Source organism: Dietzia sp. DQ11-71, from assembly GCF_014144995.1.
Lineage (GTDB): Bacteria > Actinomycetota > Actinomycetes > Mycobacteriales > Mycobacteriaceae > Dietzia > Dietzia kunjamensis.
Map to the genome: position 1 here is coordinate 11,883 of NZ_JAALDT010000165.1, position 24,535 is coordinate 36,417.

Annotated in this window: 19 protein-coding genes and 1 tRNA gene; 9 read left to right on the top strand and 11 right to left on the bottom strand. The window is 67.9% G+C overall.

Annotation, left to right across the window (positions count from 1 at the left end; all coding sequences use genetic code 11):
- Positions 1–65: 65 nt before the first annotated feature.
- Positions 66–2,054 (bottom strand): hypothetical protein, encoded by a 1,989-nt coding sequence (locus G6023_RS06805; RefSeq protein WP_347570736.1) that lies wholly within the window; start codon positions 2,052–2,054, stop codon positions 66–68.
- Between the two features lie 146 nt (positions 2,055–2,200).
- On the bottom strand, positions 2,201–3,499 hold the full coding sequence (locus G6023_RS06810) for an ATP-grasp domain-containing protein (protein ID WP_241727730.1): 1,299 nt from the start codon (positions 3,497–3,499) through the stop codon (positions 2,201–2,203).
- A 208-nt stretch (positions 3,500–3,707) separates the two neighbouring features.
- Here G6023_RS06810 and G6023_RS06815 point away from each other — a divergent pair, with 208 nt between their 5' ends.
- Together G6023_RS06815 and G6023_RS06820 are read left to right on the top strand one after the other, a co-directional pair.
- Positions 3,708–4,097 (top strand): DUF1622 domain-containing protein, encoded by a 390-nt coding sequence (locus G6023_RS06815; RefSeq protein ID WP_182634631.1) that lies wholly within the window; start codon positions 3,708–3,710, stop codon positions 4,095–4,097.
- A gap of 134 nt (positions 4,098–4,231) precedes the next feature.
- Entirely contained in the window at positions 4,232–4,456 is a 225-nt protein-coding gene (locus tag G6023_RS06820; RefSeq protein WP_182634633.1) for a hypothetical protein, read from the top strand.
- 25 nt (positions 4,457–4,481) lie between these two features.
- On the opposite strand, the gene G6023_RS06825 is transcribed toward G6023_RS06820, so the two are convergent.
- On the bottom strand, positions 4,482–4,853 hold the full coding sequence (locus G6023_RS06825) for a nuclear transport factor 2 family protein (protein ID WP_182634636.1): 372 nt from the start codon (positions 4,851–4,853) through the stop codon (positions 4,482–4,484).
- 97 nt (positions 4,854–4,950) lie between these two features.
- On the opposite strand from G6023_RS06825, the gene G6023_RS16280 reads away from it, so the two are divergent.
- Positions 4,951–5,979 (top strand): DUF418 domain-containing protein, encoded by a 1,029-nt coding sequence (locus G6023_RS16280; protein WP_182634638.1) that lies wholly within the window; start codon positions 4,951–4,953, stop codon positions 5,977–5,979.
- 104 nt (positions 5,980–6,083) lie between these two features.
- Here the strand turns inward: G6023_RS16280 and G6023_RS06835 are convergent, their stop codons facing one another.
- Complete coding sequence (locus tag G6023_RS06835) at positions 6,084–7,268, bottom strand: methyltransferase (RefSeq protein ID WP_347570737.1); 1,185 nt, start codon at positions 7,266–7,268, stop codon at positions 6,084–6,086.
- A 139-nt stretch (positions 7,269–7,407) separates the two neighbouring features.
- On the bottom strand, positions 7,408–7,773 hold the full coding sequence (locus tag G6023_RS06840) for a hypothetical protein (protein ID WP_206680983.1): 366 nt from the start codon (positions 7,771–7,773) through the stop codon (positions 7,408–7,410).
- Positions 7,774–7,893: 120 nt separating this feature from the next.
- Here G6023_RS06840 and G6023_RS06845 point away from each other — a divergent pair, with 120 nt between their 5' ends.
- Entirely contained in the window at positions 7,894–8,742 is an 849-nt protein-coding gene (locus G6023_RS06845; protein WP_182634642.1) for a class I SAM-dependent methyltransferase, read from the top strand.
- 21 nt (positions 8,743–8,763) lie between these two features.
- Here G6023_RS06845 and G6023_RS06850 read toward each other — a convergent pair whose 3' ends face one another.
- Genes G6023_RS06850 through G6023_RS06865 form a run of 4 tightly spaced genes read right to left on the bottom strand, consistent with a single transcriptional unit; the run spans position 8,764 to position 15,338 of the window.
- Positions 8,764–9,921, bottom strand: coding sequence for a Wadjet anti-phage system protein JetD domain-containing protein (locus tag G6023_RS06850; RefSeq protein ID WP_132063371.1), 1,158 nt, complete (start codon positions 9,919–9,921; stop codon positions 8,764–8,766).
- Complete coding sequence (locus tag G6023_RS06855) at positions 9,921–13,325, bottom strand: ATP-binding protein (protein WP_182634644.1); 3,405 nt, start codon at positions 13,323–13,325, stop codon at positions 9,921–9,923. The genes G6023_RS06850 and G6023_RS06855 overlap by 1 nt, the downstream gene beginning before the upstream one ends.
- Entirely contained in the window at positions 13,318–13,908 is a 591-nt protein-coding gene (locus tag G6023_RS06860) for a DUF4194 domain-containing protein (protein WP_347570738.1), read from the bottom strand. The genes G6023_RS06855 and G6023_RS06860 overlap by 8 nt, the downstream gene beginning before the upstream one ends.
- Positions 13,905–15,338, bottom strand: coding sequence for a DUF3375 domain-containing protein (locus G6023_RS06865; RefSeq protein ID WP_182634646.1), 1,434 nt, complete (start codon positions 15,336–15,338; stop codon positions 13,905–13,907). The genes G6023_RS06860 and G6023_RS06865 overlap by 4 nt, the downstream gene beginning before the upstream one ends.
- A gap of 157 nt (positions 15,339–15,495) precedes the next feature.
- On the opposite strand from G6023_RS06865, the gene G6023_RS06870 reads away from it, so the two are divergent.
- From G6023_RS06870 to helR, 3 genes are all read left to right on the top strand, one after another.
- Positions 15,496–15,711 carry a hypothetical protein gene (locus G6023_RS06870; RefSeq protein ID WP_067712880.1) on the top strand — a complete coding sequence of 72 codons (216 nt, stop codon included), beginning with the start codon at positions 15,496–15,498 and terminating at the stop codon, positions 15,709–15,711.
- Positions 15,689–16,081 carry a type II toxin-antitoxin system death-on-curing family toxin gene (locus G6023_RS06875; RefSeq protein ID WP_182634648.1) on the top strand — a complete coding sequence of 131 codons (393 nt, stop codon included), beginning with the start codon at positions 15,689–15,691 and terminating at the stop codon, positions 16,079–16,081. The genes G6023_RS06870 and G6023_RS06875 overlap by 23 nt, the downstream gene beginning before the upstream one ends.
- A gap of 117 nt (positions 16,082–16,198) precedes the next feature.
- Positions 16,199–18,463: an RNA polymerase recycling motor ATPase HelR gene (gene helR / locus G6023_RS06880; protein WP_182634649.1), complete on the top strand. Its 2,265-nt coding sequence runs from the start codon at positions 16,199–16,201 to the stop codon at positions 18,461–18,463.
- A gap of 21 nt (positions 18,464–18,484) precedes the next feature.
- On the opposite strand, the gene G6023_RS06885 is transcribed toward helR, so the two are convergent.
- Complete coding sequence (locus tag G6023_RS06885) at positions 18,485–18,814, bottom strand: nucleotidyltransferase family protein (protein WP_182634651.1); 330 nt, start codon at positions 18,812–18,814, stop codon at positions 18,485–18,487.
- A 279-nt stretch (positions 18,815–19,093) separates the two neighbouring features.
- A tRNA-Met gene (locus tag G6023_RS06890) sits at positions 19,094–19,170 on the bottom strand.
- Between the two features lie 395 nt (positions 19,171–19,565).
- Between G6023_RS06890 and G6023_RS06895 the strand changes: the two genes are divergently transcribed.
- Both G6023_RS06895 and G6023_RS06900 read left to right on the top strand, forming a co-directional pair.
- Positions 19,566–20,477 (top strand): GIY-YIG nuclease family protein, encoded by a 912-nt coding sequence (locus G6023_RS06895; RefSeq protein WP_182634653.1) that lies wholly within the window; start codon positions 19,566–19,568, stop codon positions 20,475–20,477.
- 2 nt (positions 20,478–20,479) lie between these two features.
- Positions 20,480–24,289: an AAA family ATPase gene (locus G6023_RS06900; RefSeq protein ID WP_182634655.1), complete on the top strand. Its 3,810-nt coding sequence runs from the start codon at positions 20,480–20,482 to the stop codon at positions 24,287–24,289.
- Positions 24,290–24,535: the final 246 nt, after the last annotated feature.

Consider the following 24,535-nt stretch of genomic DNA (forward strand, 5'->3'; position numbering starts at 1 on the left):
GCATCCACTCGGCACCCCGGCGTCGGGCCGCCTCACGCCGCTCTCGCCTCGCGCCGCGGCAGTCCTCAGAGCTCCGGTAGCCGGTCGGCGCCCCAGCTACCGTGGATCAGCCCGGTCACCCGCGAGATCTCCTCCGCGGAGACGGTCTCGGTCTCGCCGGGCTCGAGGGCGTCGAAGTGGAAGATGTACAGCCGGGAGGCGAACTCCTCGAACGGCAGCGACGACTCGCCGAACCGCTCGCCGTTGCCTGCGGTGCTCACCACCACCCCGTTGCCCCAGTCCTGCCCGCTGTCGTTGTTGGGGTTGAAGAAGTAGACGCGCATGGTCTCGTCCGGGTCCAGTGCGACCCGCAGGATGGTGATGGCGTGCCACCCGACGAACCGCGCGGAGGAATCCGTGACGGCGACGCCGGCGGGCTGCGGGTGGATGAGCGGCTGGTTGCCGTTGTGGAACGGGTGGTAGCTGCCGTAGAAGTGCCGCAGGAAGTCCTCGAGCCCGGTCAGCCTGCCGGACTCGACGTCCACGTTGATGCTGAAGCCGCGCGCCGACCACCAGCCGTGGAACTCGGGGTTGACCCACCGGTGGGGGTCGCCCGGGCGGTCCGAGCACAGGCGGCCCATCTCGGCGTAGATCCGGTCCAGGTGCGGCACCACCAGCAGCGACACGGGGTCGAGGTCCACGGGCAGGGTGGTGGCCAGGCCCGCGTCGAGTTCTCGGGAGGAGATCGGCCGGCCCTCGAAGTGCATGACCACCTCGTTGTCGCGGGCCGCCCACGCGATGATCTGCAGCAGGTAGTCGGGGTCGTTGTACGCCCACATCGACAGCGCCCGGGCGGACTGACAGGTGGGGTTGTCGCCCTGCCCCACGCCCAGCGGCTGACCGAGCATCGACAGCGTCCCGGCGAGAAGCCAGACGCGCCCCTCGTGGGCGGGACCGCACGAGAGGGCGAGTCGCTCGGCCGCGTAGCCGGACAGCGGCAGCGCCAGCAGCCGCCACAACGCGGGGGCGGCGGGCGGTTGGAAGAGGATCCCCCGCTCGAGCAGCAGCGCCAGCCCGTAGACGGACTGCGCGGTCTCGGGGTGCACGGCCGCGTCGATCAGGGCGTCGACCAGACCGTGGAAGCACAGCAGGCTCTCCCGGCCCGTGCTGGACAGCCCGAGCGCCTCGCTCAGCAGGAAGCTGCCCTTCTCCCGCAGGAATCGCACGAGCACCGGGTGGTACGGCGACACCAGGCCGGTGTCGTGCATCGACCGCGCGAACCCGGCCGCCTCGTACTGGAGGGTTCCCTCGTCCATGGACTCGAGTCGGGAGAGGTAGACGTCCACCCCAGGGTCCTCGCGGCTCGCCTCGGTGGTGCCGTAGATGCTGCTGATGAGCCGGTCGATGCCCACGCCGCCGCCGCTGGAGCCAAGCTGCGGGTCCTGGCGGGCGATCGAGATCTGGGTGATGGTCTGCTTGATCTGGTCCACCTGGATGGGGCGTTGGCGCAGGATGCGCCAGATCTCCTCGACCAGTTGGTCGAGCACACCGTCCAGACCGATTTCCGAGGCGATGTGCGCCAGGGCCGTGCGGGTGACGGTCGCCATCCGGCCCTGTTGCGTGCGCTCGGCCTCGGTGGCCACGGTGAACAGCAGCGAGGCGTTGTTGGCGAGCACCTCGGCGAGGTGCTGGCGCGCCTGCTCTGCCGTGACCTCGGGGTGCTCGTACTGCCCCTGAGCCACGGCCGTCAGCCGCAGGTCGCTGACGATCTCGGTGACGACCTTGTCGGAGTCGGAGCTGCGGAGGGTGCCGACGCTCAGCGCCGGGATCAGGGCCGCCGGCGAGTCCCAGTCGGTGCCCTCGAAGATCCCGGCGGCCTCGAGCTCCCGGGCCATCGCCTGCACGGCCCCGGCTCCCCCGTCCTGAAGGAGCACCAGCCGGGCCCCGTCCAGGACGCGCCGCAGACGGGACGACTTGGTCACGTCACCGGCCTCGGCGAGCGCTCTGGTGGCGTCGGCCAGGGAGGCGACCCGTTTGTCCAGCACCCGCGTCGTGCCGGGCTCGTCGATTCCCACTTCGATCCACTCTCCGTCTCTCGCCGCTGAGTCGTGCCGCGTCGTGCCAGGACGCCACAGGCCGTCCCAGGCCGTACCTGGTCATCCCACGTCGTTCCACGTCCACCCGCCGGTACCGTACCCGCGGGTCGGTACCGGCCGAGGCGTCACACGTAGAAGTCGAGGTCCTCCTGGTTGCGCAGGACCGACCGCATCTCGTAGGCGTCGTCGCCGAAGAAGTAGACCAGGCCCCAGTGGGTGCCGAAGGCGGTGCGCTTGGTGACGGTCTCCTCGACCGGTGCGGTGAGCTCGTGGGACTCGAAGTACTCGTGGTCCTCGGTGGCTTCCGGGATCTCGAGCGTGGAGACGACCCGGCGCCGCGGGTAGACGCCGAAGCACCCGGCGTGACCCTTCGCGTCGACCACCTCGCGCGGGAAGAACGCGGCGATCTCCTCCTCGGTGGTCTTGGGGTCGAACGCCAGCACGAGGCCCTGGTAGGCGTTGAACCCGTACGTACGCTCGAGCAGTTCGAAGACCTTGAACCCCGGCGGCCGGTAGGCCACCTCGCCGAAGTACATCTCGCCGTCGCTGGTGACGAAGTACTCGGGGTGGACGAACCCGAACTTGATGTCGAAGGTCTTGATGAGCTTCTCGATCTGCCGGGTGATCTCCGGGCGGTACTTCTCGAGCTCGGGCGAGGCCGGTACGAACACCGAGTAGCCGAGCGTGACGTACTCGGAGATGTTGAGGAACACGACACGGCCGTTGTGCACCCAGGCCTCCACGGCGAACTCCCAGCCGTCGAGGTGGGACTCCATGAGGACGGGGAACTCTTCCTCGGGGATCGTGTCGACTTCATCGGGAGTACGGATGACGCGGTGGCCGAGGCACCCGGCCTTGTCGAAGGCCTTGAGGTGGATCGGGTCGTTGGGGTCGCCGTCGAGCTTGAGCAGGGTCTGGTTGACGCGCTTGAGGAATCGGATCACGTCGTCCCGCTCGTGCGCCTCCTCGAAGATGCCCACGCGGATCCCGCCGAGCTGGGCGCGCCGCTTCATCAGCGCCTTGTCCCGCAGCAGCAGCGACTGCCCGTACAGGGTGGGGTTGTCGAGCAGCATCGAGTTGATGGCGCCCGCCCACTCGACGGTCTCCTCGAACAGTGGGATCGCCACGTCGACGCCCATGTCCCGCAGTGTCTCGGCGATCTCCATGGACCGGTCGTTGAGCCGCTCGAAGTCCCACGGGACGTACGGGATCTGGTGCTGGCTGCAGTATTCCTCGGCCCAGGGCGGTGCCACCACGACGTAGCGGCGGTCGAACTTGTCGAGCGCGTCGATGGCGTTGGGCACCCAGCCCAGCAGTGCGACGTAGCCCTTGTCGGGGTCGCGGAGGTGCTCGTTGGGGTCGTGGGTCGGGTTCGGACGAAGGTCCGTGGCTCCGGTGGTCGATTCTGCGGTAGGCGTCTGCAAGTGCGGTGCCTCCTCGAGTTGGCGCGGGTTCGATCTGCGTGGGCCGATCAATCCAGGGCGGTGGGCCACAAACGTACCCAAGACCCGTCTCAGTGCAACTGGTTACGAGATCGGCGAACGCCCGGGCGCGCGGCGGGGGTCCCCCTAGGCTCGTCGGACAACGCCGTCCGGGTCGCCCCGGTGCGGATCCGGGTGAGAGGAGTCCAGGGTGCCTTCCAAGGAGTACATCGAGGCGGTCGGCGAGGTGATCGACGCGCTCGGTGTGGCAGCGATCGTCATCGGCATCGTGGCGGCCACGGTCATCGCGGGGTGGCGCCTGCTCAGCCGGCAGCCGGACACCTACCGGCACTTCCGCCGGTTCCTCGGTCGGTCGATCCTGTTGGGGCTGGAGATCCTGGTGGCGGCGGACATCATCAAGACGGTCGCGGTGACTCCGACGCTGGAGAGCGTGGCGGTGTTGGCCGCGATCGTCGTGATCAGGACCTTCCTCAGTTGGTCGTTGGAGCTGGAGATCTCGGGCCGGTGGCCGTGGCAGAAGGCGAGGGCCCCGGAGGCCAAGCCCCGGGACGCCGCCGCCTCACCGGCGCCGTCCGACTAGGGCCACCGCGCGGATCGAGGGGCGACGACGACGAGGGAAGTCGCCTCCAGGTCGGGGCCCGCGCCTGCCCGCTCGGCCGAACCGGCATCAACCGACCGCCCCATCCGATGCGCAAGTGGCGCCGAATCCCGGACATGCACACGGCTTCGCACTCCCCTCGGCGCCGGAACTACCTCGGTGACGCGAGCTTGTGGTGGGACAACTGGGTGCCGGTCGCGGCCACCGGGTGGGGCGCGCTGGTCGTCATCGCGCCGATGCTGGCGGCCGATTTCCTCATCGGGGCCATCCGCGGGCCATCCGGTCAGGACCCCGCACCGGACCACATGTCCGACCCACCTGAATCCGACAACCTCGTCTGACCAGCACCCTCTCCGTGTCCCAGCGCTACTGCACGGCCGGCGGGACGGGCGTCTGCTGGTAGAGGGCGATCCGCCACTGTTCCTCGCGGCGCGTGTAGACGGTCGACATCAGTGCATGGAAGTGGTCCTCGTCGCCGCGCGAGGCTCGCCCGGTGTACACCAGCGCAGCGGTGTTCTCGTCGACCTCGATGAGGCGTTCGTCGCTGATGTCGTAGGACTGCCACGGCGGCGCCTCGTTGAGGGAGGCGATCACCGCCTCGCGGTCCAGGGCCAGACCGTGGGCGAGCACCATCACGGCGTCTGCGGTCATGCGACGTCCGTAGAAGTCCGCCCCTGTGCCGTCGCACAGCGATGACCAGCCTCGATGCTCAAGCTCTAGCAATTCGGCGATGTCCATGGCGCCACGGTAAGTCACGACACTGCGGCCGACCGGGAAACCGGCGGGCGGTTTTCATCCCTTCTCCCGGCCCGCCGACGGTGTTACGGTCCGCCTCGTGGCAGGCGACACAAACGAAAGGCTGACCTCCGACACCACGACGACAGGGCGTCGGCGGATCGAGGAACTGGACGTCATCCGCGGGTTCGCGCTCTGCGGCATCCACGTGGTCAACGTCTACCAGCAGGTCGTGTTCTCCGAGCTGTTCGGCGACCAGCCCGGCCTCGGGGTGACCGTGATGCCGGCGATCGTCCGATACGGCTTCTACGAACGCTTCCTACCGATTTTCACGCTGCTGTTCGGCGTGGGGTTCGCGATCTTCCTGGCCTCCGCCGGAAGTCGTGCCGATCGCCCTCGAGTCGTCCTCGCCCGCCGCCTGGCCGTCCTGGCGGGGTTCGGCGTCCTCCACCAGGTGGCCCACCCCGGCGAGGCGTTGCTGCCGTACGCCGTCTTCGGGCTTGTCATCCTCCTGCCCGCCTCGTTCCTCCGGCCGCGGTGGGCGCTCGCCGTGGGTCTGGTCCTGTTGCTGCTCGGAGCGCAGACGGTCGCCGGATACGGAGTGATGCCCGGGCTGCTCGTGGTGGGTTATGCGCTGGCAGGTCTCGGGGTCGCCGACGCGCTCGGCCGCCAGACTCGCCGATGGGTGCTCGCCGCCGCGATGCTCGGCGCGGTGACGATCGCGTACTGGGCCTCGGTTGCCGTCGGAATCCACCTCCCGCGCTTGTCCTTCGGAGCGACGTCCCTGCCGTCCCAGCTCGCGGGGGTGGTGACCGGCCTGTTCTACGTCTGTCTGGTGGTGCTCGCCTTGCGGACACCGGCGGGCAGCGTGCTCCGATGGGCGTTGGCCCCGATGGGCCGGATGGCGCTGACCAACTACCTGCTGGCGACGGCGTTCATCCTCGTGCTCTCCCCGATTCTAGCGATCGACGGGCTGGACGACTGGCCTGCCATCGTCGCGCTGGTGGTCGGGATCATCGTGGCTGAGATCGTGGCGAGCCGCGCGTGGCTGGCCCGGTTCCGCTTCGGTCCCGCCGAGTGGCTGTGGCGCTGTGCGACGTGGTGGGAGATGACGCCGATCCGCCGGTGATGTCAGTCTGCCCCGGTAGCTGGGCTGCTCTGGAAACCGGTCTGGTCGGCCAGTCGCGACTGGCGGGACAGGCGGGCGCCCTCAGCGGCCGTGTACCGCAATCCTCACGAGGCCCGCGCGGCCAGTCGCCACAGGATGGTCCGCTCGCGCGACCGAGCAGCGTGGAGCGGATCGGCACCGTCGGCCGCGCGCGGGTGGCGAGGCGTCGTCTCGCGGGTGCCGATCACCGTCAGCCCGGCGTCGGCGATGCGGGTCAGCAGCTCGTCGCGAGTGCGTAGGCCGAGATGCTCGGCGAGGTCGGACAGGATCAGCCACCCTTCGCCCTGCGGCGTGAGGTGCTGCGCGAGCCCGTCCAGGAAGCGGCCCAGCACGTCCGAGCCCGGGTCGTAGATCCCCTGCTCCAGTGCCGACGTCGGATGACCGGGAATCCACGGCGGGTTGCACACCACCACGTCGGCCCGCCCGGAGTCGCCCACCTCGTCGTCGTCGTCATAAGGCCACAGGTCGGCCTCCACCACGTCCACTCGGTCGGCCCACCCCAGCCGGCTGATGTTGTCCCGCGCGCACTGCACCGCGCGCGGGTTGATGTCGGACGCCACGACCTGCCGGGCCCCGCGCCGGGCCAGGACGGCCGCGAGCACGCCGGTTCCGGTGCCGATGTCCCACACGATCGGATCCTCGACGCCCTGCGGCCAGGGGGCGTCGGCGACCAGGTCGATGTACTCGTCTCGGGTGGGGGCGAACACGCCGTAGGCGGGATGGATCCGGGCCCCCAACGCGGCCACCTCGATGCCGCTCAGGTGCCATTCGTAGGCACTGATGACGCCGAGGAGCTCGGGCAGCGAGACCAGCGTCTCCCGACCGGTGGAGTCGTTGCCCGAGTCGGTCGGCGGACCGTAGGCATGGGTGCAGCCGTCGCGCACGTCGGGCGCCCGGCGCAGCCGAACCGAGTAGTCCTGCTCCAGTGGGATGAGGACCCTTCCCAGCGTCTCCGCCCGCTGCGCGCGTGCCTTCCGGTTGGCGAGGAAGACCTCGCCGGGGTCGGAGCTCTGTGGAGCCCGGGACGCCCGCTTCTGCAGACGCCGGTCGAGGGCGCGCATGAGCTGGCGGGCGTTGTGGAAGTCGCCCCGCCACAGCAGGCCGGTGCCCCGCCGGATCATCCGAAGCGCCTTGTCCGCGGCGATGTCGTCGTGGATCACCACGATGTCCCGCGGCGGCGGCGCGCCGTTCTCCGAGTGCCACCGGGCCGTGCGGCCCTCGCCCTTCTCTCGCCAGCTGACAGTGGTCACAGGCGACCCGGGGGCGGCAGGAGAAGACACGGGAGTCCTTCGAACGGGCGCGCACTCGACCGTGGGGACGAATGACGCGCGAGAGCAAGCTACCCGCGAACCGGGCCGGACCCAGTGTCTCAGCTCCGCCGCCGAACGGTCACGGCCAGTCGATCTCATACGCCTCGGCCCGGGCCGAGTACATCCGTCCCCCGCTGACGAAGTAGCCGTCGGTGTAGGTCGCCGTGTCGGAGGGGATGCCGTGGGCAAGCGCGTAGAGCTGGGCCGCGAAATCGTCGGCATCGAACGCGCCGGAGGTGTCGCGATGGGGAGTGACGATCGCGGTCCTGTCGGCGAAGACCCCGGGCGCTCCCGTCAGAGTGATTCGGCGAGCGCGGTAGTCCCCGGCGCGAACGAGGGCGAGGGCTTGGCGGAGCACCGTGTCGTAGCGGGTGCCGGTCAGTGGTGTGGCGATGTGCATGGCCGACAGCGTCACACCCGTCGGCGGCGTCCTCGCCTGCGTCATGGTCCCCGGCACGGCGCCCTGTGGAGAGTCGCGAGCCCTGTGAGTGTGGCGCCGCTGCCTTCAGGGTTCCGGTCTCCCTGCCTCGGTTCTACGATGGGAGTCGAGGCATTGAAGCTCATCATGAGTGCATCGCAGGCCGACCTCTGGAGTGGTCCCGTCGGGCAGTCGTGGGTGCGCAATGCGCTCGCGTACGACACGATTCTCGAGCCGCTCGGTCGCGCGGCCCTCGACCGCCTGGACCTCGGCCCACCGCAGCGGGTGCTGGACATCGGGTGCGGGACCGGGACCACGACGTTGGAGATCGGACGCCGGGTGCGCCCGGACGGGTCGGCGGTCGGCGTGCACGTGTCCCGACCGATGGTCGAGTGCGCGCAGGCTCGCCTGGTGGACGAGACGGGCGCGGAGAACGTCGAGTTCCTCGCCCTCGACGTGGAGAGCGAGCCGTTGCCCGGCCTGTTCGACGCCGCGTTCTCGCGGATGGGCGTGATGTTCTTCGACCGCCCCGAGGTGGCGTTCTCCGCCGTCCGGGCGGCCCTCGAACCGGGCGGCCGGCTCGCGTTCGTCTGCTTTGCCGCGCCCGCCGCGAACCCGTTCATCACGGTCCCCACCGGCGCCGCGTTGGCCCGGCTCGGCGGTGCCCCCGTGCCTCCGCCGCGCGCGCCGGGACCGTTCTCGTTCGCCGACCCGGACCGCGTGCGCAGTGTCCTGGAGACCGCCGGCTTCGAGTCTGTCGAGGTGAACCCCGGCCCCGACGAGGTCACCCTCGGCCCCGCCGACCGCCTCGAACAACTCGCCCGGCAGGCGCTGGAACAGAACCCCCAGGCCATGATGGCGATGGCCGCCAACCCCGATGCCCGCGACTCCGCTGTCGCCGCGGCCGCCTCTGCGCTGGGTGAACATGTCACCGACGGCGAGGTCCGTCTGGGTGCCGGAACCTGGGTCGTCGAGGCCCGCGCGCCCGGGGTGTGACGCGGTGGAGGCGCCCTACGCTCAGGACCAGTCGTAGGGCAGCCGATCCAGCGTCCAGGCCCAGTTGACTCGCTCCTGTTCCAGGCGGACCTGCTCGCCGAAGCGATCGGAGACGAGGTCGTCGTAGACGGCGGCCTCACCGGCGGTCAGCAGATCGAGTGTGGCGTTGGTCGGGGAGCTTTCCCGTCCCCACCGGTCGCGATGGGCGTGCAGGGTCTCCGAGTCCATCAGGAAGGACCTGGTGTGCGGGAGGTGGGTCCGCAGCCGGTGCAGGATCGCGAAACCGTGCGTGTCGAGGTCGCCCCAGTAGTGCACCTCCGCCTCCTGCAGTGCCGCCCACCGCCCGAGACGCGCCACGTCGAAGCCCTTGCCCCAGATCACCACCCCGTCGGCGGGCACGGGAAGCGTGAGGTAGGTGATCTCATTCTCCACCACGACGGCTGTAGTGAATCGCACGTCGAGGTCGTCGAGCTCGCCCACCCGCACGCTCAGCTCCGAGACAGGGATCGGGGCGATGGACGCGGCGAGGCGGATCCGCACGTGCTCCGGTTTGGTGCGCAGCCCGAGGTCGGTCAGGAACGGCCCGGCCTGACGCGATACTCCTAGCAGGTCGGCGAGCACCGACCTGCGGGCCTCCACGAACTTGGTGTCCACGCCCGGGGCGTCGATCTGCCGCAGGTACTTCCCGCTCCCCCGCGCGGCATCGAGCCACCGGTAGGCCGTCAGGAGCTGGGACCACTCCGCGTGGTGGCCGAGCGCGGGGACCGGCCTCGCGAGCACCCACTCACGTACGCGCTGGTCTGGGGCCGAAAGCATCATCTGCTCGAAAGCAACTACCTGCGCGCGGACGCCCAGCAGGTCCCAGGCCTGCGCCAGCCGGGACACCACGGCATGCGTCGGGATCTGGTTGCGCCCGACCGCCCGGCCGCCGATCGTCTTGTACCGCAGTTCGTAGCGCGCACCGCCGCGGCTGCCTGCCTCGAGCGCCCCGATCCAGTCCTGGATCTCGCCGAGTCGGTCTCCGATCTCGGAGGCCCGGGGTCCAGCGAGTGGGACCTCGATGGGCGCCACTGGTTGGTCCTCGGCCAACGTCCGGAGCAGGGTGCCGTCGTCCCAGCGGCGCCGCACCTTGTCGCGGACGGTCTCCGGTGTGGCCCACCTGCGCGTCGCAGCGGCCATCAGTTACCGCTGCTCTGGCGGTGGTACTCCTCGGTGGACATCATGACCAGCCGCGAGTACCGCCCCTCGACATTGTCCACGTAGCCGATGGACCGGACGTACGGCGCGATCACGTGCACCTTCTGCAGCGGCGTCACGATGAGCAACTGGATACCGAGTTTGGCGAACAGCTCGAGGGCGTAGCGGGTGGAGGCATCCGAGCCGCGGCCGAACGCCTCGTCGATCACCGCGAACCGGAAGTCGCGGGCCTTGTCCGCGCCCCACTCCAGCCCGAACTGGTACGCGAGCGAGGCGGCCAGGATCGTGTAGGCGAGCTTCTCCTTCTGTCCACCCGATTTGCCGTCCGAGTCGCGGTAGTGCTCCCACTCCTCGTCGGTCTCGCGGCCCCGCTCGGAGGCGGAGAAGGTGTACCAGTTGCGCACGTCGGTCACGCGGGACCGCCAGGTCCGGTCAGTCTCGCTGTGCCCCTCGCGACCGCGGAGGCGCTCGAGGATCGCGCGCACGTCCTGGTAGCGCCGTTCGGAGTACTGGTCGTCTCCACCGCCGAGCGCGTCGTCGGTGACGGCCCGCAGGTCCGCGCGGAACTGCCGGACGTCCTGGTTGACCGTGTTCTCGCGGTCCAGCCGGATGTACCTCCCGGGATTGAAGTCGATCGCTCCGAGCGCCTCGTTGATCTTCTCGACCTTCTGGCCGATCTCGTCGGCCTGGCGCAGGAGCCAGTTGTGGAAGCCGGCGAGCTCGCGGATGGTGTTCTTGCGCAGCTGGTCCTCGAACTCGTCCACGAACCGTGGCAGGTCGTCGCCGGCCACACGGTCGTGGAACCGCACGTACTCGTCGCGTGCGTCAACCGAGGCGTCCATCTCGGTGGTCTGCTCGGGCCACCGCCGCCGGATCTCGGCCATGGCCTGCTGGATGCTGGTGGTATAGCCGTTGAGCTCACGCTGGGTGCGGTCGGTCTCGGAGTCGATCGCGTCGGACAACGCCCGCTCCTGCCGGTGGGCCTCGTCCGCGCTCGTCGCCATCGCCTTGACCGACCCGGCGCGGCCCTGCCGGTCGCGCAGGCGCGGGTATACGGCCCGGGCCGCCTCACGGATCGCCTCGTCCAGCTCGTCGAGACCGCGCTGGTCGTTCTGCATCTGTTCGGTCTCGTGCTCGATGCGGCTCTGCCACCGACTGTGTTTGTCTGCCAGCGCTCGTTCGTCGACCCCCAGGACGCGGACCCGCTCGTCGACGTCCGCGAGCCGTCGATCGATCTCGGCGAGCTCGCTGCTGCCCTCGACCAGGCGGCGTCGTTCTGCGTCGGCGGCCTCGGCGCGGGCCCGGGCCTCCTCCCAGTCCAGATCCCGCCACGACGGGTAGTCGGCCAGGCGCGCGAGCGCGGTGTGCCGTGCACCCGCCTCTTTCTGGTCGCGGGACGCGGCCTCGAGTCGGGTGCCCAGCTCGGCTACCGCGGAGTCGAGCTGCGCGCGACGCTCCTGCAAAGCGGCGACCTTCTGCTCGTTGCGCCAGCCCAGCACCCAGCCCCGCGGGTCGGTCGCCGACTGCCGGTCGTCCTTGACGTGCCGGTCGCGGGACCGGACCTGCCCCTCGCGGGTCACCGCGCGCTCTGCGGCCCGGAACTCCTCCAGGGTGTCCGCGCAGCGGTGGTCCGCGCGGGCGAACAACTCCTTGTACAGGTACCCGCGTAGGGGCGTGTCGGCGATCTCGATGGTGTCCGCCAGCAACAGCCCCTCGATCTGCGGGCGCTGCAGCGAGACGTGTCTGTCCGGGACCCGCTCGTACTGCAGGCGGACACCCACCGTGCGCCCGTCGGAGCGCCGGGCGGTCAGACGACGATCGTTGACCCACCGGGCGACATCGGCGTAGTGCCGCTGAGGCACCAGCAGGGAGACGGCGAATCCGCGCAGCACGCGCTCGGCAGCGCCGCGCCACTCCGTGTACTCCTCGGCTACGTCGAGCAGCTCGCCCGCGAACGGCAGGTCCGCCTGGTCCACACCGAGCTCCGCGCACAGGTCGGCGCGGAGCTGCAATTGCTCGGCCGGCAGGTTGCTCCGACGGCCGGCGAGACTGTCCAGCTCCTCCTGCACCTCGCGCAGCTGCTTCTTCTGCTCCCCGTGGTCCAGCACCAGCGCGTCGTATCGGTTCTTGAGCTCGGCGGCCTCGGCCTCGAGCTCCGAACGCCGGCGTGCGAGGTGAGCGGCGAGGTCGGCGAACCCGGTGGCGTCGCCGACAGGTTCCAGCCCGGCACCTGCCACGGCATCGTCGAATCGCTCGCGTCGGCGGAGCCGCTCGTCGGCCTGCTCCCCCGCCTGTCGGGCCTCGCGTTCCAGCTCGCCCACGCGGTTGCCGCCCGCCTCCGCGCGGGCGGTGACGAGCTGATCCCGCTCGGCGACAAGGTCCGCAGCCTCTGCCCGCATCTGCTCCAGTCGGGCGGTCGCGGCCTCGACGTCCACGCCGATCCGGTCGATCTCGGCCTGCCGCAGCTCTATCCGTAGCTCGGCGAAGTACGGCCGGATCGCCACGCGTTCCTCGTGGAGACTCCCCCGGCGTTCGAGGGCGGCGTCGTACTTGTTTATCGACCGGACCAGCGGTTCCAGCGCCTCGAGCTGTGCCCGGGCCCGCTGGACGGCGTCGTAGGCGCGGGTGAGGTCCTCGAAGTGCCGGATGATTCCCTCGATGCGCTCGGACGCATCGGCCGGCTCGAGCATGTGGGTGCGGACGAAGTCGTTGAGGTCGCCGACGGCCTTCATGGAGATGGTCTGGTGGAACAGTTCCATCGCCTGCTCGGAGCGGATCCCCAACAGGCGGCGCATGGTGCGCCCGTAGGTCGGGAAGTCCTTCTCCACCGTCGCCCCGCCCGAGCGCAACCGCTTGAGCAGGACATTCAGGTCCGACCCGAAGTCGGTGAAGTCGGCCTCGATCGACAGGGCCCTGTCGGCGGTGACAAAGCGACGCCACGGCTGGCCCGTGGTGTCCTGCTGCTGGAACACCTGGGCGAGGGTCACCTCGTCGCTGTATCCCTCGTTGACGAAGACGCCGAGGATCACCGAGTACGAACGCCGGTCCCGCAGCGCCACCGGGCGGACACTGCCGGTGGCCTCGTTGCGCTCGGTTTTGTGATGGCCCTCGACGTACGACCGGAGGGTGCGCTCCTTGCGCGCGGCGCCGGCGGCCTTGTTGTAGTCGATCCGATGCGACGGGAGCATGAGGGTGCTCACCGCGTCGACCAGCGTCGATTTGCCGCTGCCGATGTCGCCGGTCAGCAGCAGGGTCTCGCCGCCTGGATCCAACTGCCAGACCCGGGAGTCGAAGGTCCCCCAGTTGAGTACCTCGAGCCGGGCCAGCCGGAAGCCGGGGCGTCCGCTCGCCTCCAATTCGACAGCGGAGAACAGGCCGTCACTCATCGCCTGCCTCCGCATTTCCCGCTCCCGCGTCGGCGTACTCGGCGAGCTTGGCCGAGAAATCGGACAGGGTCTCGGCGTCCACGTAGGCCTTGAGGATCCTGCGGACCTCCCAGGTGTCCTTGCGTCCCCGGAGTTGGCGGAGGAAACCCATGGTGACCAGCCGGTTGATGGAGGTGTCGACCTGCTTTAGCGTGCGGGCCTCGTCGGTGCTGCGGGCCAGGAAGAGCTGGACCATGTCCACGATCTCCTCGTGGGTGAGCACCAACTGTCCCTGATCGCCCGCCGACTCGAACTCCACGAGCCTCTTGCGCAGCAGCACCAACAGGAGACTGTCGGAGTAGGTCAGCGCCCGGCGTCTGATCACGCGTGGGAGCGCCTCTTCGCCGTCGGGGGTCTCTGCGGTGCGGAGGTAGGCGTATCCCTCGTCGTCGTCAATAACGACGTCAAGTCCCACCACGGCGAAGTGGTCGCGCACGGCGCCCCTGTGACGCAGGAGGTCGCCCCACGCGTCGGATTCCTGGTAGACGACTCCCTGCATGAGTCGGATGGCGCTGGTCGCGATCGCGCGTTCCTCCGGTGTCACCGGCGCTTCACCTCCACCCGCGGCATGCGCGCCCGCATCGTTCGTCCGGCCTCGTCGTACTCGATCACCGTCTCCTCACGCTCGTCGGTGGTCACCTCGAGCTCGTCGTGATCCAACGCCAGGTAGCCGACGAGTTCCGCGGCGCCGTGCTCGACCGGGTACATGTCGATGATGTCCTCGAGCAGTGCGGTGCCGCGCGCCGGGATGAGGGAACGCAGGCGGGCGGCGAGCCTGGCGGGATCGACGATCACCTGGTCGGTGAGCACGGAGGTGTCCACGTCCTCCTGCTGCGCCGGCGGCAGAAGGCTGTCCACCTCGGCGGCGGGCCGCACACTGTGCAGGGGCCGTTCGGTGGGCAGGGAGATCTCGACGCTGGTCTCCTCCAGTTCCAGCCCGAAGCCGGGTGAGGCGCCGTCACGCAGTCGTAGTGCGGTGCCCTCGATCTCGCGGACCAGGTCCAGGACGCGACGGTTTTCCAGCCAGATCTGGTCGTCAGTGAACCGGCGGAGTTGTTCGGAGATCTGCCGCACCGTCAGCTGGGTCCGTTCGGCGGCCTCGGCCCAGCCGTGGTGCACGGTGCGGATGCGGCGATCCGCCCCCAGCTCCTCGATCGAGGTGAGCCGCTCGAGAAGTGTCGACAGTTCCTCCTGGCTGGACGCCGACAGCAGCAGATCGTAGAACGCCTGGAAACTGCGTCCCTGGTCGGAGGAGTCGATGCGGCTGCGCCCGCTGACGAGCTCGGCCAGCAGCTCGCCTTTGCTCCCCTCCCAGGTGGCGATGCGTTCGCGGGCCGAGCGGTCGAGCGCGCGGAAGTTCTCCTCGACCTCGCGGAAGTCTGCGAGCAGCTCGCGGGCGGTGGAGGCGAACTGTTGGTAGCGATCGCGCACCGCCGTCATGTCGAGCAGTCCGGCCTCCGGGTCCTGGTGGATCTGCTCGATCTCGCGCTCGATCTCCCGCTTGCGCCGTTCCAGCTCGTCCAACCGCACCGCCGGGTCGGCCTCGGTGCCCTGGGCGATCTGCCGCAGTAACTCGACTGCGGTCTGCAGCCGCGATTCGGTTCCGACGAAGGACCGCTCGGCCAGGCTCTGTACCCACGCGTAGGCCTTCTCCAGCGCCGGGGTGGCGTCGTAGTGGATCTCGTCTGTGCCCAGCGGGTAGAAGCGCCGCAGAAACCCGGACTCGGGCGCCGCCCAGTCGGACAGGTAGTCCGACGGCGGACGTTGGAACCGTGGATTGTCCGGGTCCTGAGCGTTGAGCGCGTAGAGCTGATCGTCCAGAGCGTCGATGAGATGCCCCTCCGGGCTCGCGCCTCGCCCCTCGTCCACGAAGTAGCGCCCGAGGAACGACAGCAGCAGCGGCGCGTGGGTGGCGCGCAGCATCCGCCAGGCGGGGTGCCGCTCGCGCAGCGCCTCGATCTGGGCGTAGTCCACGCGTTCTCCTCGGGTCTGCGGTACTCGGGTCGGGTTCCTCGGTGCCGACAGTCTAGGAGTGGCCTCCGACACGGCGCCCATGAGGCTGGCGCGTAAGAGCGCCTTGCCCACAACTCCACCACGTATATACTCTGTATATACGTCCAAGGAGGCAATTGTGGCGAAGCGACTCATCAGTATCCCTGACGATGTGGACCGTCGACTTGCAGAAGCCGTCCCCTCCGGGCAGATCAGCGGCTTCGTCACCGAACAGATCAAGCGCGGGCTTGACGAGCAGGGCCTGCGCTCTATGGATGACGCCATCGCCCATATCGCCAGAAACAGCAAGCCGCTACTGGACCGTCTCGGGAATGTCAGTGATCTGGACGCCTGAGATCATCGACATTTTCCGGACCTACGCGGCGATCTACCCTGAGCATCCTGAGGTGCGTGACATGGGGCTTCTGCAGAGTTCGGTCGAACGGCCCCGAACGACCCTGTTCGGGGCCGAACAGTATCCAAGCATCCACGACAAGGCCGCATCGATTCTGGACTCATTCTGCCGCAATCACTCGCTTGTCGACGGCAACAAGCGATGTGCGTGGATCGCTGTCGAACTGATCTACTTCCGAAACCTCGGGGCGATATGGGTGGCCGGCGACGACGCGGCCTACGATCTGGTGATCCGCGCAAGCGATTCCCACCTCGAGGTCTCCGACATCGCTCACGACCTGCGGGCAGGATTCAGCCAAACTCAGAGTTGACCCCGAAGTATCCACCCACGCCAGTCCCGAACGTGGCCTCTGATAGCCTCCCCTTCTCAAGTTATAGCTGGTAGGAGGCCTTGCGGCAAGACCCCAGTGGGGGCGCACACTGGCGCAATGTCCCCCGAGACACCCGGCACCTTCGCCCTCCCCGACCACGTCGCCCACAAGGCTGACCCGGCGCACATCGCCGACGACGAGCGCCACCTCACCGCCGTTTCCCGCGCCCTCGACCAGAAGGTCGCGGTGCTGTCCGCCCGCCTGGACGCCCGCCGCCGCGACCCCGCAGGCCGGGGCGCGCAGACCATCGAGCGCGACACCGACATCCGCCACCTCGTCGCCGAGCTCGCCACGCTGCGCCGGTTCGGGCTGGACGTGTGCATCGGCCACTTCGCCGTGGCCCCTTCAGACCCCGCCGCCCCCGACTCGCACCACCCCGACGCCCACCAGACCGGGCCCGCGCCGGTGTACGTGGGCCGCATCGGCCTCACCGATGCGGCCGGCACTCCCCTCCTCGTGGACTGGCGCACCCCGGCCGCCGAACCGTTCTTCGCCGCGACGCTCGCCGACCCGAAGGGCGTGACGTATCGCCGGCGGTACCGGTGGGCGGGCGGGCGCATCGTGGACTACTGGGACGAGGTCTTCGGCGACGACGACGAGGTCTCCGCTCACGTCAGCCCCGACGACCTCTCGGCGTTCGTCTCGAGCTTGTCCGAGGCGCGGACCGGCCGAATGCGCGATGTGCTCACCACGATCCAGGCCGATCAGGACGCGATCATCCGCGCGGAGTCCCGGGGCGCCGTCATCGTGGACGGCGGACCCGGGACCGGAAAGACGGTGGTGGCCCTACACCGGGCGGCCTACCTCCTCCACGAACAGTCGCGTGCCGGCCTGCGGCGCGGCAACCTGCTCCTCGTCGGCCCGCACCGGCCGTACCTGGACTACGTGGCCGACGTGCTCCCCTCCCTCGGTGAGCACAGTGTGCAGACGGCGACCGTCGCCGATCTCGGCCTCGCCGCGCTCGGCGAGACGATCGCGTCACCGCCCGACGGTCTGCCCGACGATCCCGATCCCGAGGTCGCCCGGCTGAAGTCAGACCCGCGCATGGTCGAGGCGGTCGAGGCCGCGGTGCGCTTCTACGAGCAACCGCCCGAGCAGTCGATGCTCGTGCAGACCGAGTGGGTGGACCTGCGCCTGACGCCGGCCGACTGGGCCGAGGCGTTCGGCTCGGTCGAGGACGGCACACCACACAACGAGGCCCACCCTCAGATTCGCGAGACACTCACCGAGATCCTCGTCGACCGGGCGCTCCATAACAGGCCAGGCGGCGGCGTGCCGGCGGAGGTCCTCCGCGCTGAGCTCGCGGCACACCCGGACCTGCACCGCGCCCTGTACCGGGCATGGCCGATGATCGGCGCCACCGACCTCGTCGGGGACCTGTGGACCGTCCCGGCGTACCTCCGCCTGTGCGCACCGTGTCTGGCCACCGACCAGCTACAGCTCCTTCAGCGACCCGCGGCCGACTCATGGACGACCGCGGACCTGCCGCTTCTGGATGCGGCCCACCACCGGCTGGGCGACGCCGACCGGGCGCGGAGGGCTCAGCGCCGCCGGGTCGAGCGATCCGCAGAACTCGCGAGGCGCCAGCGGGTGATCGACGACCTCATTGCCGCCGACGACGACCCCGAAGGCGTCTCCCCCATGCTCCGTCACGCCGACCTGCAGGAGGCCCTGCTCGATACGTCGGCCGAAGAAGACCCAGCCATCGGCGATGCTCGCCTGGCGGGTCAGTTCGGGCACATCATCGTCGACGAGGCGCAAGAGCTCACCGAAGCGGAGTGGCGGATGATCCTGCGCCGCTGCCCGTCGGGCAGCCTCACGGTGGTCGGCGATCGCGCGCAGTCCCGCCGCGACTTCGACGAGTCCTGGCCCGAGCGACTCGAGCGCATCGGCCTCTCCCCTGCCCGCATCACGTCCGTGCATCTGAGCATCAACTACCGCACGCTCGCCGAGATCATGGAGGCCGCTGCCCCGGTGATCCGGTCAGTGCGGCCCGACGCCAACGTGCCCGAGTCTGTGCGCCGCAGCGGGCTCCCAGTCCAGTACGGCCGCATCGGGGATCTCCAGCGCGTGGTCGACGGTTGGCTCGCCACCCACTCCGAGGGCATGGTCGGCGTCATCTGCGCGACTGGCGCTACCGTGCCCGATTTCAACGAATCCGACCGCGTCCGCTCGCTGACCCCCGCGCAGGCCAAGGGCCTCGAGTTCGACTTGGTTGTTCTGGTCGACCCGGAGACGTTCGGCTCGGGCGTCACCGGTGCAGTCGACCGCTACGTCGCGATGACGCGGGCGACGCAGCACCTGGCCGTCCTCAGGTCCTAGATTCCCGCCGGGCGGGCAGCGTCACAACGCCGACGCCTGCCTCAGCGCTACGTCCGCGATAGGTCGCTTGAGCAACTGCTCGGGGAAGATGTCGATGTCCTCGCGACCGAAGAGCGTACGAACCTCCTCCAACAAGCCGGAGGCTCGCATGAGGAGGTTGCCGTCGGCTGGGTCCATATCGACCAGGATGTCCACGTCGCTTCCGCCATTCGCAGTACCGCGGGCGACTGATCCGAACAGCATCGGATTCGTCGCAGCGTACTTGGCGAGGAGGGCTCGGAACTCGTCTCGACGCGCCTCGATGAGCTCACGCAAGGCGAGCGATTCGGGAGTCGGGGCGGCGCTCGTCATAGCCTCAGGATATCGGCTGCACAGACTGACGGAAGGCCCATTCGGTCTACCGCCTGTGCCGCCGTCGCCGGTATAGCGCCAGGCCTCTGACCAGGGGCGCCCTGAAAGCAACGTTCAGGGCACCCCTGCTCAGAGGCGATTTTCAGCTTTCCGGGATAGCACGCGCGCCGCAGTCGCCTCTTATTGATCCCACCGCCTGCCTCTGTCCGTTGGTCGATCGGGCCAGGGTCGCGGAAAGCACGCAGGCCCGGCTCCCTCTCGGGAACCGGGCCTGGTACGTGGTAGCGGGGACAGGATTTGAACCTGCGACCTCTGGGTTATGAGCCCAGCGAGCTACCGAGCTGCTCCACCCCGCGTCGATTGCGTCACCGACAGTACGTGCGACCGTCCCAAGTTACAAATGGCGGGGCTCATGCACGAGTAGGTGGCTTGGTACTACCACGAACACAAGCGCTGCGGGATTGCCCTGTTCTCACCCACCCAAGTCGGTGACGGCACCAAGAAAAGCACTTGCAGCGCCCGCGACCAGGCCATGCAGCGCTACTACGACAAACACCCAGAACGCTTTCAGACCCGGCCGCGGACACTGACTCCTGGCACGTTGTAGGAATTGACATGGGCAACGAAAAACAACCCAGCAAATAGCCCCACTGACTCACGGCAGGTTGACACCGAGCGATTCTCGGAGAGTTCGTCCACAAACCTCGCGAACCTCGCCGATTCATCGGCCTTGGCTGCGAGGATCGAATGCATGAGCGGCAGGCACATCGAACTCTTCCTCGTCGACGGCACCCCGGGCGGCCTGACGACCGCCGAAATTCTGAACTGGACAGGGCAGGTCCTGAGTGCGCCTCGCGCGGAAATGAGCGCACTCGTTCGCCGAGCCGAGTTGTCAGGCACCTGCGTCTACTTCCTGCTCGGTCCCGATGAACAGGGCGGCACCCGCTGTTACATCGGTGAAACGGACGACTTCAAAGAACGACTCCGTTACCACGACGCAAACAAGGAGTTCTGGCGCAGGGCCGCGGTGGTCACCTCTAAGGACGCCAACCTGACGAAGGCCCACGGTCGCTACCTGGAATCCCGCCTGATCTCACTCGCGATCCAAGCCGGCCGTGTCGTGCTCGACAACGGAACGACGCCACCGCCGCAAGCGCTGCCAGAAGCCCATGCTTCCGACATGGACTACTTCATTGAGCAGCTCCAGATTGTCTTGCCGGTCCTTGGAATTGACGCAATCCGCGGTAGGGAGACGGTCGCCGTGCCGGAGGCACGTCAGGAGCAGCTGGTGTCGCCGATTTTCCACCTCGCGAACAGGAAGCTTGGCGTCGCGGCTACGGCCCAGCAGCTAGATGGTGAGTTCACGATGCTGGCGGGATCTACAGTCGTCGCCGACTGGCAGGGCGTGGGGAAAGCCGAGAGCACGATTAGGGCGTACGAGTCGTACCGAGCCCAGCACCTAAAGCTCGTCGCCGACGGCTCAATCGTCGTCGAGAATGGTGTTGGTCGGGTAGCAAAGGACATCGTCTTCGGCTCCCCGTCGACGGCGGGCGCGATCGCCCAAGGACGCTCCTGCAACGGTCGGACCTCCTGGATGACGGAGGAAGGCAGCACATTCGGCGCCTGGGAGAGTCGCGGCGTTGACACAACGGAGGGCTTCTGAAGATGACTGGGATCCAGCACTTATCCATGCGCGTCCCGTGGCGTGACCGCCCGTGGGATCAGTTCGTGTGTCACGATCCGCTCGGAAATTCCTCGTGCACGCTGCTTGCCAACATCGGGACGAAGCGCGACGACAAGTATGAGGTTGAAAGCGCTGACATCGCGATCGACACCCTCGATCACGACCGCCTTCCGTGCCTGAGCGAGCGCGCCACATTCATGTCCCCACTGGGATACACGGTGATGAAGCACCATCCCTATTCCCACAACCCAGCGCTGAAGGGGCACCTGCATGACACGCCAGTTTCCCTTCCGGGTTATGCCTTCGAGGCGGTGCCTTTCCGATGGCTGAATCGCGACTCCCTGGCCCAGGAGATCGGGCGCGATCGCGTGCCGCGCTTCAACCAGTCCGCGGAGGACGCCGCCGACGCCGCACTGCGCTATAACCCTCCGTGGGTGATGAACGGCGAAAACCAGCGCGCCGTTCTCGATGCTTTCTTCGAAGCGGTAATACCCGGGCAGTCGCTGGTGTTCATCTATCTCAAGCACTCTCCGCTTCAGGAGGAGCGAACCGATCGACTCATCGTGGGAGCCGCCCGCGTCTCACGGGTAACTTCGCCGCCTATGTGGAATCAGTCGGGCAATCCGCCGTTCAACTCGTCAATGTGGGAGACCATCGTCGAACACTCCCTACGCCCCGATATGACCGAGGGCCTCTTGCTGCCATACCAAGAACTGATACCTCTCCTCGACGAGGGGGTCGATGTCGGCGGGGCGCTGGCGTGGGCACCTGAAGGGCGCAAGGCCGAGTTCTCGTACGTGACCGAACACCTCTCCGACGACGCCGCGATCGAGGCGCTCAGCTCGTTGGAGTCTGCCGCCGAGGCCATGCGCGAACTCGGGATCGATGTGCCAGGTGCGGGTGTGAACTGGGTCGGTGCTGAGATCGAGCGACTGTGGCAACTTCGCGGACCGGTTCCCGGTCTTCCGGGTGTACTTAAGGTGCTCGGGGTGCAACAGCCGTACGTCGCGGCTCGGGCGGTCCTTGGCGAGTGTCCCGAAGACACGGACCCCTGGGACTTACTGCTAACTTGCTTTGCCGACCCCACGTCCGCTCCCAGCGAGGTCGGTGCACACATTGGATCGCTGCAGGCACGGGTGTATAGCAAGGTGCCTCCCGCGAGGCAAGCGGTGTTGCGCCTGCTGTCTGGGTTCGACGTCACCCCCGCGCAGGTCCAGATCCTGCTCGACGGGTCGACCGAGGTCGAGTTGGCGGCAGAGGAGCTCCTAGACAACCCCTATTACGCCAGCATCTGCACCTACGGGATGGTCGACCACATCCCCTTCACGACGATTGACCGGGCACTTTTCCCTCCCGCCTTCGTGACCTGGAAGCCCTCGATCCCGGATGCGGTCACGCTCGACGGGCACATCGATCGTCGTCGCATCGAGGCGCTCCTGACCGACGTCCTAGAACGCCAGGGAGCCGACGGCGACACGGTGGTACCGGAGGGCGAGGCAATCGAACTCGCCAACGCTATGCCCCTGGCGCAGCCACCGAACCTCTCCAGAACCATCCTCACCGGTCTCGACCTGGATCACGACGGGATCGCGGGTTGGAAGGACTGGTCACCCTTAACGAGTCGTGCGCTGGCGGACGGAACTCCTGGCTACAAGCTCACCCGGTTCGAGGAGACCTCCCAGGCGATTCGCGAGTGGATAGCGGCGCAGGAATCCCGGAGCCGCTTCGGCGAGGTCACGGATGCTCGCTATGTTCTCGACCGTGCGCTGGATCGTAACCAGGCAGTCGTGATCGCGAGCGTGGACCAGCAGGAGGAACGCGCGCGGGCCGAGAAGTCCGCGGGCCTCTCGTCACTGCACGACTCCCCGCTTTCACTGCTGATTGGCCCTGCCGGCACCGGCAAGACGACCCTCTTGCGAGCTCTCGTCGAATACCCCGGCGTGGCCGCCGGCAATGTGCTCCTTCTCGCACCGACCGGAAAAGCCAAGGTCCAACTCGAGACAAAAGTCGGACTCCCGGCCAAGACCCTCGCCTCTCATCTCATTCCGACCAAGCGGTACGACCCGGACACCGGGCGCTACGTTGTTTGGGGCGATCAACAGCCCCGTGGCAACTACTCCCTCGTCGTCGTCGATGAGGCCTCCATGCTGACCGAGGAGATGCTTGCTGCGACCCTCGACTCGCTCGCGGGTGCAAAGCGTCTCATCCTTGTCGGCGACCCCAGGCAACTCCCGCCCATCGGGGCGGGGCGCCCGTTCGTCGACCTCGTCAACAAACTGAGACCAGAGTCCTTCGTTGACTGGATTCGGGTGGCACCCGGCTACGTGGAACTCCAAGTCCCCCGTAGGCAGCTGCCTGACGGGAGCCATGGCGCGCGGCATGACCTTGAACTTGCCGCCTGGTACGGCGACAACACCCGTGGCGCAGGCGACGAGTCAATCTGGGCAGAACTCTCAGACAATCCGGACCTGCCCACCGTCAAGTACGTGCCATGGGAAAGCCGATCAGCGGTGGAAGCACTCACCGACGAGTTGGACGGCCATCTCGACCTCGAGAAAGCCGAAGATCAGGTGCGGGCATTTGCAACGTCTTACGGGGCAGTCGTCAGTGGTCGCTACCTGAACTGGCAGGTCGGTGCTGGCAAGCACGCTGAGGCCTGGCAGATCCTGTCGCCAACTCGTTCACGCTCCTTCGGCACGGGCGAGCTCAACCGCCACATCAAGCGAACCTTTCGTGTCAACGACACACGTTGGGCCCAGCGCAACACGCCCAAGGGAAACATCCCGAAGCCAATCGGTCCTGAGCTCATCGTCCGCGGCGACAAGGTGATGCAGACGATCAACCGACATCTCCGTGCCTGGCCGAAACAGGACGCCCTCCATTACGTGGCGAACGGCGAGATCGGGGTGGCGATCGGATACGTCACCCCCGCGACAAAGCGGTCCAAGAACTCACTGCAGCTGAACGTCGAGTTCTCCTCCCAACCGGGATTTCAGTATTCGTACTGGCCATCTGACTCCGACGATTCGCTGCTCGAACTCGCCTGGGCCGTTACGGTTCACAAGTCCCAGGGTTCCGAGTTCGGCACGACGTTCCTTATCTTGCCCGCTCGCGCAAACGTGTCACGCGAACTCATGTACACCGCTCTGACGAGACACAAGGATAGGGTCGTCATCCTCCATGAAGGGACCCTGTCCGATTTGCGTGAGCTCGCTCAGCCATGGCGATCTGAGACCGCACGACGGCTCACGGATCTGTTTTCTCCGCCGCAGCCGATCGCGCTGACCGTCCGAGGCGAGGCACGGCGGTATGACCGCAAGTTGCTACACGTGTCTGCGAACGGGGTACCGATGGCCTCCAAGAACGAGGTAATCATCGCCGGGCTCCTCGATCAGCTTGCCCCGGGACGTTGGCAGTACGAAGAACCATTTACCGGCACCGATGGACGAACCGTGCACCCCGACTTCACCATCGCTGCTCCTGATGGCCGGACGATCTACTGGGAACACGCCGGCATGCTCGATCTGCCGGAATACGCTCGGAAGTGGGAACTAAAGAAGGAGTGGTACGCAGACAATCAAGTCCTGCCTTTCAAAGACGGCGGCGGGGCTAACGGCACCCTGATCTGGACCGATGACCTCAACGGAGCCCATGCGAAGGTTTGGTTGGAGTTCGCTGCTGACGTTCTCGGCGTGACGCCATCCATGCGTGGCGCCGCTAACCTGGGGTCGTCCTCGCCCGTGCGTCGGCCTGCGAAGAAGACGCCCGCCAAGCCGCCGCCAAGAGAGTGACGCTCGCCCCCGCGGCGCAGGGCTAACTGCGGCGTGATCCTCCGGGCGAACGGAACCGGTCGCATCGGCAATGTCCTGATCGGATCCGTTCGCAAGGTCCGTACGCTCGTCGACTCGACTCGACTCGGCTCGGCGGATCGCGGCGACGGCGCAGGCATGGCCGAGGCGCTGACTGTCGGTGGCGCGCGTCGAACTAGGTTCGGTAAAGGGGCTCTTCGCATCTGAGCGTGGGGTCAGGTCCGTAGC

What these genes read in the sequence shown, in the direction of transcription:
- G6023_RS06820 (WP_182634633.1), top strand. Translation starts at nt 4,232, where the DNA reads ATGCACACGGCTTCGCACTCCCCTCGGCGCCGGAACTACCTCGGTGAC.
- G6023_RS06825 (WP_182634636.1), bottom strand. Translation starts at nt 4,853, where the DNA reads ATGGACATCGCCGAATTGCTAGAGCTTGAGCATCGAGGCTGGTCATCG.
- G6023_RS06840 (WP_206680983.1), bottom strand. Translation starts at nt 7,773, where the DNA reads ATGACGCAGGCGAGGACGCCGCCGACGGGTGTGACGCTGTCGGCCATG.
- G6023_RS06845 (WP_182634642.1), top strand. Translation starts at nt 7,894, where the DNA reads ATGAGTGCATCGCAGGCCGACCTCTGGAGTGGTCCCGTCGGGCAGTCG.
- G6023_RS06850 (WP_132063371.1), bottom strand. Translation starts at nt 9,921, where the DNA reads ATGGCCGCTGCGACGCGCAGGTGGGCCACACCGGAGACCGTCCGCGAC.
- G6023_RS06855 (WP_182634644.1), bottom strand. Translation starts at nt 13,325, where the DNA reads ATGAGTGACGGCCTGTTCTCCGCTGTCGAATTGGAGGCGAGCGGACGC.
- G6023_RS06875 (WP_182634648.1), top strand. Translation starts at nt 15,689, where the DNA reads ATGTCAGTGATCTGGACGCCTGAGATCATCGACATTTTCCGGACCTAC.
- helR (WP_182634649.1), top strand. Translation starts at nt 16,199, where the DNA reads ATGTCCCCCGAGACACCCGGCACCTTCGCCCTCCCCGACCACGTCGCC.
- G6023_RS06885 (WP_182634651.1), bottom strand. Translation starts at nt 18,814, where the DNA reads ATGACGAGCGCCGCCCCGACTCCCGAATCGCTCGCCTTGCGTGAGCTC.
- G6023_RS06895 (WP_182634653.1), top strand. Translation starts at nt 19,566, where the DNA reads ATGAGCGGCAGGCACATCGAACTCTTCCTCGTCGACGGCACCCCGGGC.
- G6023_RS06900 (WP_182634655.1), top strand. Translation starts at nt 20,480, where the DNA reads ATGACTGGGATCCAGCACTTATCCATGCGCGTCCCGTGGCGTGACCGC.